A 10,083-nucleotide genomic window follows, 5' to 3' on the forward strand; every position below is an offset into this window, starting at 1 on the left:
TTGAAGTGGTGGTTGCTGACTAGTTTTTTGAAAAAAGATTGTATCACAGTCGGGGTGTTCTAGTATTTTGTATTTTTTATTAATATCAGCTACAGTTTCAACATTATAACCTAGATTTCTTAACGCTGATGCAAACAACATATTTGCATAAGCTGTTGTTGAATTACCACTAGGAATAATAAAAAAATATGATTTCATATGATTCACTCCATATCCTTATTAAGAAATTCACCTAAAGCATCTTGCCAATTACGAAGATTATAATTGAATTGATATTCCAACATATAGTTTTTTAGAACTGAGTAGCTAGGTCTATTAGCAGTTCTCTTTAACTGATCTGTTGTAATTGGTACTACTGATGTGTTTTTATTAGTTAATTGAATTATTTTGTTTGCAAATTCGTACCAACTGCATTGACCATCATTAGATACATGATATGTTCCGTAAGCATCAGTATTAATAAGCTGAGCAATAATGTTTATTAAGTCAACAGTATAGGTAGGAGTACCGATTTGGTCATTTACTACTGAAATTTTATTTTTTATATCAGCAATTCTTAGTATCGTTTTAACAAAATTCTTACCAGTTGTTCCGTATAACCATGATGTTCTTAATATAAAATGTTTTAGGCACATTTTACTAACAATGATTTCACCTAATAATTTAGAATTTCCATATATATTTATTGGGTTTGGTTGATCTGACTCTATATAGGGCTCATCTTTTTTTCCATTGAAAACATAATCAGTTGACATATGAACTAAAATACAATCCAATTTCTTTGCTATTAGAGCTAAATTATAACAGCCCTGAGTATTAATATTATACGCTAATTCATAATTATCTTCACAGTCATCTACATTAGTATAACCTGCACAGTTAATGATTGCTTGAGGTTCTAATTTGGATATTGTTCTTTCAGTATCCATATAATTAGTTATATCTAATGTATCTTTATCAAATCCACTTATTTTATGAAAAGGTGATAATAATTTTTTTGCATCATGACCTAGTTGACCATTAACACCTGTTATCAGTATATGAATATAATCACCTCAAATATCAAACTCATATAATTATATGATAACTGATAATAAAAAAGAATATAATCACTTAAGTAAACTATTGCTTTTATAAAGAATGCTTGTGTAACATATTAGGTAATTATTAATAATATAAATTAGGACAATTACTATATAATAAAACCACTATTGCAATTTATCTGAAAGGAAGTGTTGTATGAATATATTATTTATTTACTCTAATAAGGATGATCCTTGTACTAGAAAATGTAGTTTTGAGTTATCTAAGGGATTAAGAAAGCTTGGCGAATCATCTTCAGAAATATATTATAAAGAAATTAATGAAGATATACTTAAGAAGAATGATATTATTATATTCCAACGTTTGGGTGCAAACGGTATACTGATTTCACAAAAGGATGAAGAGGTAATAATCCAATTAATTAGAAAATATTACGATAGCAAGAAATTCATTTATATGATAGATGATTTAGTAATTGAAGAACAAAATGGATTACCTAAAAAATTCTTAAAAGAATGCCATGCAGCAATTTGTTATAATGAGCCAATGAAACAAAATATTTCTTTGTATTCTAAAAAAACATATGTACTTCGTACTTTTGTTGACATGGATGTAATTAAAAATATAAGAAAAAATGATTATAATGGATTTTATATTTCATGGGTTAGTACAGGAGCTATAGGAAAGAAACTTATATTAAATATCATTAATCGAATTAATCAAGAAAGATTAAATATCAAATTTATAACCATGAGTGGTTCATCATTTCTTAGTGGTGTAGAAAATGTCAATAGTCATAGATATGTTCCTTTTTCAAAAATGATCTATCTTTTAAATGGGACACAAATATTATTAAATCCAGTCACTATCCAGGATAAATATTACAAGGAAAAAATGGAGAAGAGAACTAAAAAAAGCATTAATCATTTTCTGAATTGCAAAACAGAAATAAAATATGCATTAGCAGGGGCTACAAGAAATGCTATAATATCTAGTAAGACTGCACCATTTTTATATGCAATCAATAATAAGAAAAATGGTGTACTAGTTAATGATACTGTTGAAGAATGGGTTAATGCAATAAAACAATTATATGAAAATGATAAATTAAGAGAACAAATGATTATTAATGCATATAACGATGTTAATGAACATTATAATTTAGAATATGCTGCTAAAAAAATAGTTGAAATATTTAAGGATGTTTTAGCATTATAATAAAATATCCATTCTATTGATTCTATATTTTATGGCCATCTATGATAATTATAGATAGCCATAGTTCTATCATTCATATTTTGATTTATATAATTTTTCTAATATAGATAAATATCTACTACATTGTTCTTCTTCAGAAAATGATTTAGCCCTTTTAAGCATTTTAGAACGATATATATTTGATCTTTCTAATGTTATAAGTATTTTCTTAACTAAGTCATTAATATCTACCTTAGGAAATTTCTTTATATCCCCAGTACAATCCGCCAATAAAGCGGCATCTCCCAATAATTCAGGCAAACTTCCAGAATTTAATCCTACAAGTGGTGTACCTACACTCATAGTTTCAATAACTGCATTAGAGCATCCTTCATGGGCTTTTAGGTGAAGAACTAAGTCAGCTGATTTTAGATAATAAGGCATTAAGGTATAGCGTATAGGATTATGAAGATTTAATTTTGTTATATTAGGAAGGTTATACTTTCTAATATATTCTTCTGTTTCTATAGGGGCAAGTCCTAATATCCAAAATTCTATTTCGGGATGATTTTGCAGTTTTTTTGCAGTTTCAACTATTAATTTGATGCATTCTAGAGATGTATTCAGAGATCCCCAATAAGCACTACATAGTATGATTTTTTTATTTGAATGTCTATAGATGGTTCTACTATCAGGAGAGAAAATAGAAGCATTAGTACTATTATAAATAATATCACCATCTGGTTCCATTTTATTGTAGAGGCTTCCATAAAGTTCTTTTTTAGAAAATACACTTTGATATACGATGGTGTCAGCATAAGGAATCAGCTGTTTTAAATGATTATTACCATCTATTACTATTTGCTTATCATCATAATTATAATCTAAAAAAATGGAACCTAATCTTTGTAATATCTTTATATTACGATTTTTAAGGTATCGTAATTCTTTTGGTAGAGAAAAATTAGCAACAGAGCAAAATACATCCATACGATTTTTATAGCTGAATTTTACTTGATGACCATTAGAAATACAATAGTTGCTGAATGTCTTAATCCATGATATAGCTCCACCTTTACCATATGGTTTTCTTGAAAAGCCAATAATCATCTTATAATCACCTAAGCTCTATTAGTTATTCTAATCTATTATATTTGTAATAAATTGATGTAGTGCATAATTATTTGAAATATTATTGTAACGTTTTAAATTTGATGAAAATATAATATAGTAACGATACTAAAATTATATTGGTGGCTGACTAAATAGAGGTGAAATGATATGTCAATACAATTATTCGTACCGACCTTTAGGGTAGAAGAATGCCTTAAAGAAATAAAAGAATGCCTAGAAAAAGGTTGGACAGGACTAGGATATAAAACAATAGAATTTGAAAAAGAATGGAAAGAATACACTAATCTACCTAATGCCCATTTTATAAATTCTGCTACAGTAGGGCTTCATTTGGCAGTAAAAATATTTAAAAATGAGTGTAAATGGAAAGATGGTGATGAAATCATCTCAACTCCATTAACATTCATATCCTCAAATCATGCTATTGCTTATGAAAATATGAAAGTAGCTTTTGCTGACGTAGATAAATATTTATGTCTAGATCCAATAGACGTAAGAAACAAAATAACTGACAAAACAAGAGCAATAATGTATGTAGGGTTAGGTGGAAATACAGGGCAGTATAAGGAAATAGTTAAAATATGCAAAGAGTACAGATTGAAATTAATATTAGATGCAGCACATATGAGTGGTACAAGACTGGAGGGGGAGATTGTAGGGAAAGAAGCAGATGCTGTTATTTATTCTTTCCAAGCAGTTAAAAATCTGCCGACGGCTGATTCTGGTATGATATGTTTCAAAGAAAAGAAATATGATGAACTAGCAAGAAAATTAGCATGGTTAGGAATAAATAAGGATACTTATACTCGTTCACTTAATAAGGAAACTTATAAATGGAGATACGATGTAGATTATTTAGGTTATAAATATCATGGTAACTCAATAATGGCTAGCATAGGATTAGTACAACTTAAATATTTGGACATGGATAATGCTTATAGGAGACAAATTGCTGCATGGTATGATGATGCTTTTAAATATCATAAAAACCTAATAAAAGTGATACCTATTGCAAAAGGATGTGAATGCTCAAGGCATTTGTATATTATAGAAGTTAACAATAGAGATGAATTGATAATTGCATTAAACCTTAATAAAATCTATCCAGGCGTTCATTATCGAGATAATACTGAATATACTATGTATTCTTATGGAAAAGGAACTTGTCCAAACGCTCATAGATTGAGTACAAGGATTCTATCACTTCCAATGCATATGAGATTAACCAAGGAAGATGTTAATGAAATTTCATCAAACGTTATAAAATTGGCTAGTATTGCTAAGGAGGGCTAAAATTTGAAGCATGACTATGTTATTAAGAAAGACAATGTTAATTTACGGCCAATTGGTATAGAAGATCTAGAATCAGTTGTTTTTTGGCGAAATAATAATTCTATAAGAAAATGGTTTATAAATGATAATTTGATAGAACTAAACAGACAAAAAGATTGGTATGAAAAATATCTAAATACGCCTAATGATTATATATTCATAATAGAGGAAGGTAAAGAAATTAAACAAGCTATTGGCATGGTTGCATTATATAACATTAAAAATGATGAAGCTGAATTTGGTAGATTTTTTATAGGTGTAAATGAAGCTAGAGGGAAAGGTATTGGAGTTAAGGTTGTAAAAATGATTTGCCAATTTGCTATTCAAAAATTAAAAATACAAAAGGTGTATTTAGATGTACTTGAGTGTAATATAGCAGCTAAGAGTGTATATGAAAAATGTGGTTTTAGATTCTGTTATAAGTATGAAATCAATAATAAATGTTTATTAAGAATGGAGTTTTCCAAAATGGACACAGAAATTATTTCAGTAATTGGTTTAGGTTATGTTGGACTGCCATTGGCAGTATCATTTGCTGAGAGAGGTAAAAAAGTAATAGGATTTGATATCAATGAAACTAAGATTGAATTATATAAACAAGGTAAAGATCCAACTAATGAAATAGGTGAAGAAAGATTAAGAAATATAAAGAACCTAGAATTTACGTCAGATCCTCAAAAATTGAAGCAGTCTAAATTTCATATAATAGCTGTTCCTACACCAATCACTACGGAAAAAGTTCCCAATCTACACCCAGTTGAGAGTGCCACAAAAATAGTAGGCAAAAATCTTACGAAAGGTTCTATTGTTGTATTTGAATCGACGGTATATCCAGGAGTTACAGAAGACATCTGTGTACCTATATTAGAAGAACAATCGGGACTAAAATATAAAGAAGATTTTTGGGTAGGGTATTCACCAGAAAGAATTAATCCAGGAGATAAAATACATACAGTAGATAAAATAAAAAAAGTTGTATCTGGTTGTGATGAAATAACACTAGATATTGTAGCAGATAAATATTCAATAATTACAGAAGCAGGGGTGTTCAGAGCTTCATCAATAAAGGTTGCAGAAGCTGCCAAAGTCATAGAAAATGCACAGAGAGACATTAATATAGCATTTATAAATGAAGTTGCAATCATATTTGATAAGATGGGTATTGATACTAGAGAAGTATTGGAAGCGGCTAATACCAAATGGAATTTTCTTAATTTTTCACCAGGTCTTGTTGGAGGACATTGTATAGGAATCGATCCTTATTATTTAACATATAAAGCTCAACAACTAGATTATCGACCAGAAGTTATTTTATCTGGAAGAAGAATCAATGATAATATGGGTAAAATTATTGCTGAAAAAACTATAAAAAGATTAATAGAGAATAATCAAAAAGTAAAAGATGCAAGAGTATTAGTTATGGGCTTGACATTTAAAGAAGATGTACCAGACTTAAGAAATTCTAAAGTAAAAGATGTAATAAATGAGTTATTGAAATATGATATCAATGTAATAATAGCTGATCCGGTAGCTAATAAGGATGAGGTTTATAAAGATTATAATCTACAACAAACGGATTTAGATAATATTAAAGATATTGATGCAATTATTGTATGTGTGGCTCATCAACATTATAAAGAGATGAGTTTAGAAGATTTGAAAAAATATTATAATGTTAATATCAAATCACCTATTTTGATAGATGTAAAAGGAATATTTGATAAGAAAACAGCAGATAAAATATTTAATTATTGGAGACTATAACTATTTTGTTAGGGAAGTGTTCTTATGAGAAAAACAAACGTTTTAGCCTTTTGTTTCAAAACAATTCCATCTGCTGTTATAGGAATAATAAAACCTCTTGAATCATTGCATAAACAAGAATTACTTAATTTTGTTTATAAAGAGAGCAGACATGTTACTAATGAAGATATTTTTATGGCAGATGTAATTATATGTATTAGAGGAGCTGAACAATTAGATTTTAATAAGGTTACAGTTGGTAGAAATAAAGGGAAATATTTAATTTATTTTTTAGATGATGATTTGCTTAATATACAGGGGTTATCTAGGTCATATAATAAAGCATATTTTGAAAGAACATATATAAAAAATAATATAAAATCAATAATGGATAAATGCCATTGTTTATGGACTACTAATAAAAATATTGCTGATAAATATAGAAATTCATTTGAAAAAGTAAGTGTTACTAATGCTCCTGCTTTATTATTGGAATATAATAAATATACTAGTGTACAACTAGATAAACAAAATGAAGAAATAACAATTGGTTTCGCAGGAGGAACAGATCATAGGACATATTTTAATCAGATATTATATAAACCATTTCAATCAATAATTAATAGATATAATAATAAAATTAAAATTGAGATAGTTGGATTTAAGAATTATTCTATGAGAAATATTCCAATAACTGTGTTTCCGTATAAAGAAAACTATGAACAGTATATATCTTTTTTACTTTCAAGAAAATGGGATATTGCTTTAGCACCTCTAAATAAAACAGAATTTCATTCATGTAAGTATTTTAATAAATTTTTGGAGTATAGCTCTATAGGAACAGCAGGAATCTATTCTAATGTTCAGCCATTCACATATATTGTAAAAAATGGGAAAAATGGATTATTGGTTGATAATACCTGTGATGAATGGACGAGAGCATTGACTTATTTGATTGATAATAAAGAAAAACGATTGAGCATCAGCAATAATGCATATGAATTAGTAAGAAAAGAATTTGATCTGAAAAAAATATCATATGAGATAAGCTTAACAATACCTGAATTAGTTAGTTATGAAGCCATAAAAAATTAGTTGGATGGAGTTAATAATGGATAACAAAAAAATAGCATTTATAATATGTGTCAATAATGATGATTTATATAAAAAAGCTGTAAAATATATTAATGCTCTTTTGGTTCCAGATGGTTTTACAGTAGAGATCGTGGATATAAGAAATCAAACAAGTATGACAGGTGGATGTAATGAAGGAATTAAAAAATCAGATGCAAAATATAAGATCTATCTTCATCAGGATGTATTCATCACAAATACGAATTTCATAGTTAAAATATTAGAGATTTTTGAGAAAAATCAACAAATAGGTCTTATAGGTGTTATAGGGGCAAAATACATTCCTATTGATGGAATATGGTGGAAATCAACAAAAAAAGTAGGTAAAGTATATGATAGTCATAGAGGTAAAATAGAACTATTGGATTTTCAGATAAGTAGTAAAGATTATGAGTTTGTTAGTGCTGTAGATGGTTTGATAATGATAACTCAATATGATATACCGTGGAGAGCTGATATTTTTGATGGATGGCATTTTTATGATATATCCCAGTGCCTAGAATTTATAAGAAATGGCTATAAAATAATAGTACCATATCAGGAAGAACCATGGTGCATTCATGATTGTGGTATCGTAAGTTTATCTAAATATGATAAATATAGAGTAGCCTTATTAAATGAGTACAAGAAAGAATTAAAATTATGAAAGGATTGTATTTATGCCTTATTATAGTTTTGTGATATTGTGTTATAACAACTGTGAACTTACTAAACAAGCAATTGAGACATTAATAAAATCTCTTAATGAAACTTTTATAAATAAAGGTATAGAAATAATTATTATTGATAATGGTTCCAATGATTCAACAAAAGAAGTAGTTGAAAATATAATAGTATCAAATAAGAAAGAAAAAATTGAAATCATCTATGTGAAATTATTAGAAAATATGGGATATCCAGTAGGAATTAATATTGGATTATCTTATTGTAGAGGGAAAATAATTGGTGTACTTAATAATGATTTGATTTTTCCAAATAATTGGCTGAATGCACTAGTGGAACTGTTAGAAACTGATGAATCAATAGGAGTTGCTGCACCATATCTATCATATGCATATGGTATACAACGAATTGACGTAAGATTTAATTCTCTAGAGGAAATTAATTCTTTTTCTAAAGAATTCGTTAATAATAATAAAGACAAAACAACATATATAACAAGGGTTATTGGAGCATGTATGATTCTAAAGAGACAAGTATTGAAAGAAGTAGGAGGGAATGATTTTTTCTTTGGAATTGGACATTTTGATGATGATGATTGGTGTTTAAGAATAAGAATGGCTGGATATAAAATAGCTGTAGTAGGTGGTTCATTTGTATATCATATGGGTAGCAAAACATTTAAAACAGTAAAAGAAAATATAAATAACTTTGTTTCTATAAACAGAAGTAAATTTTATAGAAAATGGAGATTAACAAATGATAGAAATATCAACAATGTTTACATAGATCGAGAAAAGTATATTAAAAAAAATCATTATAATAAAGGTAGAGATTTTATTCCTTGTAATTATAATGATTATCAAATTTGTGAAAACATTGATTTAGATGAAAAAGACCATAAAACATTGGTTATAGCAGATTGGGAGAATGTATATTCAAAATGGAAAGAAAAATTAGAAGTAGTAATTAATAATCCTGATTATGATAGAATTTTTTTATGGATTCCAAGCAATTATTTTAACTTCTATAATGTAGTAAATTCTATTAAAATGAAAATTTTAAGTAAAGTTGATTCTATTGATATAAAAAAGGTTTTATATATTGATGATAATATTGAACATATGAATATTTTAGGGTTTATTAATGATTTTGATAGTGTTGTAAAGATTGAAGGAGATTTTATTAATAAGTATATAGTATATTTAGCAGATGAATTAGGAATAAAAATATATTAATATACAACCCCTTTTAACCAACTTAATAATATTTTCATATATTGAATTAAGGAGGTGAAAAGATTTGAGTAAAACACACGATGGTCGTCCATGTTCTGATAAATATAAATATTGTAAGGATGTTGATAAAGAAACTTGTATAGATTATTTATCATATTGTTGCAATGATGATATTTTATTTCAATGCAAGAAAGAAAAAGATGAGGATGGCTGTATTGTTTGTACCCCAGTTAAATTATGTATAAAAGGTCCACTAGGGAAACAAGGACCACCAGGTCCAAGGGGACCAAGAGGTCCAAAGGGTCCAAGAGGCCCAAGAGGTCCAAGAGGTCCAAGAGGTCCAGAGGGTCCAACAGGAGAAAGAGGTCCAAGAGGTCCAGAAGGAGAAAGAGGTCCGAAAGGTAAAAGAGGTAAAAGAGGTCCAACAGGACCAACGGGACCAACAGGTCCAACAGGCCCAATGGGACCAACGGGACCAACAGGTCCAACAGGACCAATGGGACCAACGGGTCCAACAGGCCCAATGGGACCAATAGGCCCAACAGGTCCAATGGGACCAACAGGACCAATAGGCCCAACAGGTCCAGCAGGTCCAACAGGA

General features: G+C 28.5%; 10 protein-coding genes. 7 read left to right on the forward strand and 3 right to left on the reverse strand.

What is annotated here, in order from left to right; genetic code table 11:
• Both ACX6CF_RS26090 and rfbD read right to left on the reverse strand, forming a co-directional pair.
• A partial coding sequence (locus ACX6CF_RS26090) for a hypothetical protein (protein ID WP_458788312.1) occupies nt 1–198 on the reverse strand: 198 nt, incomplete at its 3' end.
• Nucleotides 199–203: 5 nt separating this feature from the next.
• Nucleotides 204–1,046 (reverse strand): dTDP-4-dehydrorhamnose reductase, encoded by an 843-nt coding sequence (gene rfbD, locus ACX6CF_RS26095; protein WP_458788321.1) that lies wholly within the window; start codon nt 1,044–1,046, stop codon nt 204–206.
• A 193-nt stretch (nt 1,047–1,239) separates the two neighbouring features.
• Here rfbD and ACX6CF_RS26100 point away from each other — a divergent pair, with 193 nt between their 5' ends.
• Nucleotides 1,240–2,262 (forward strand): glycosyltransferase, encoded by a 1,023-nt coding sequence (locus tag ACX6CF_RS26100; protein ID WP_458788313.1) that lies wholly within the window; start codon nt 1,240–1,242, stop codon nt 2,260–2,262.
• 69 nt (nt 2,263–2,331) lie between these two features.
• Here the strand turns inward: ACX6CF_RS26100 and ACX6CF_RS26105 are convergent, their stop codons facing one another.
• Nucleotides 2,332–3,351, reverse strand: a complete 1,020-nt coding sequence (locus tag ACX6CF_RS26105) for a glycosyltransferase (RefSeq protein ID WP_458788314.1) — start codon at nt 3,349–3,351, stop codon at nt 2,332–2,334.
• A gap of 171 nt (nt 3,352–3,522) precedes the next feature.
• Here ACX6CF_RS26105 and ACX6CF_RS26110 point away from each other — a divergent pair, with 171 nt between their 5' ends.
• The 6 genes from ACX6CF_RS26110 to ACX6CF_RS26135 form a co-directional block, all read left to right on the forward strand.
• Nucleotides 3,523–4,668, forward strand: coding sequence for a DegT/DnrJ/EryC1/StrS family aminotransferase (locus ACX6CF_RS26110; RefSeq protein WP_458788315.1), 1,146 nt, complete (start codon nt 3,523–3,525; stop codon nt 4,666–4,668).
• Between the two features lie 3 nt (nt 4,669–4,671).
• On the forward strand, nt 4,672–6,471 hold the full coding sequence (locus ACX6CF_RS26115; protein WP_458788316.1) for a nucleotide sugar dehydrogenase: 1,800 nt from the start codon (nt 4,672–4,674) through the stop codon (nt 6,469–6,471).
• 24 nt (nt 6,472–6,495) lie between these two features.
• Nucleotides 6,496–7,545: a glycosyltransferase gene (locus ACX6CF_RS26120; protein ID WP_458788317.1), complete on the forward strand. Its 1,050-nt coding sequence runs from the start codon at nt 6,496–6,498 to the stop codon at nt 7,543–7,545.
• Between the two features lie 16 nt (nt 7,546–7,561).
• The gene (locus tag ACX6CF_RS26125; RefSeq protein ID WP_458788318.1) at nt 7,562–8,230 is read left to right on the forward strand and encodes a glycosyltransferase family protein; all 669 of its coding nucleotides are present in this window, start codon (nt 7,562–7,564) and stop codon (nt 8,228–8,230) included.
• Between the two features lie 13 nt (nt 8,231–8,243).
• Nucleotides 8,244–9,482, forward strand: a complete 1,239-nt coding sequence (locus ACX6CF_RS26130) for a glycosyltransferase family 2 protein (RefSeq protein ID WP_458788319.1) — start codon at nt 8,244–8,246, stop codon at nt 9,480–9,482.
• A 64-nt stretch (nt 9,483–9,546) separates the two neighbouring features.
• Nucleotides 9,547–10,083, forward strand: a 537-nt coding sequence (locus tag ACX6CF_RS26135; protein WP_458788320.1) for a hypothetical protein, incomplete at its 3' end; no start/stop codon positions are given.

Source organism: Vallitalea sediminicola, from assembly GCF_054408565.1.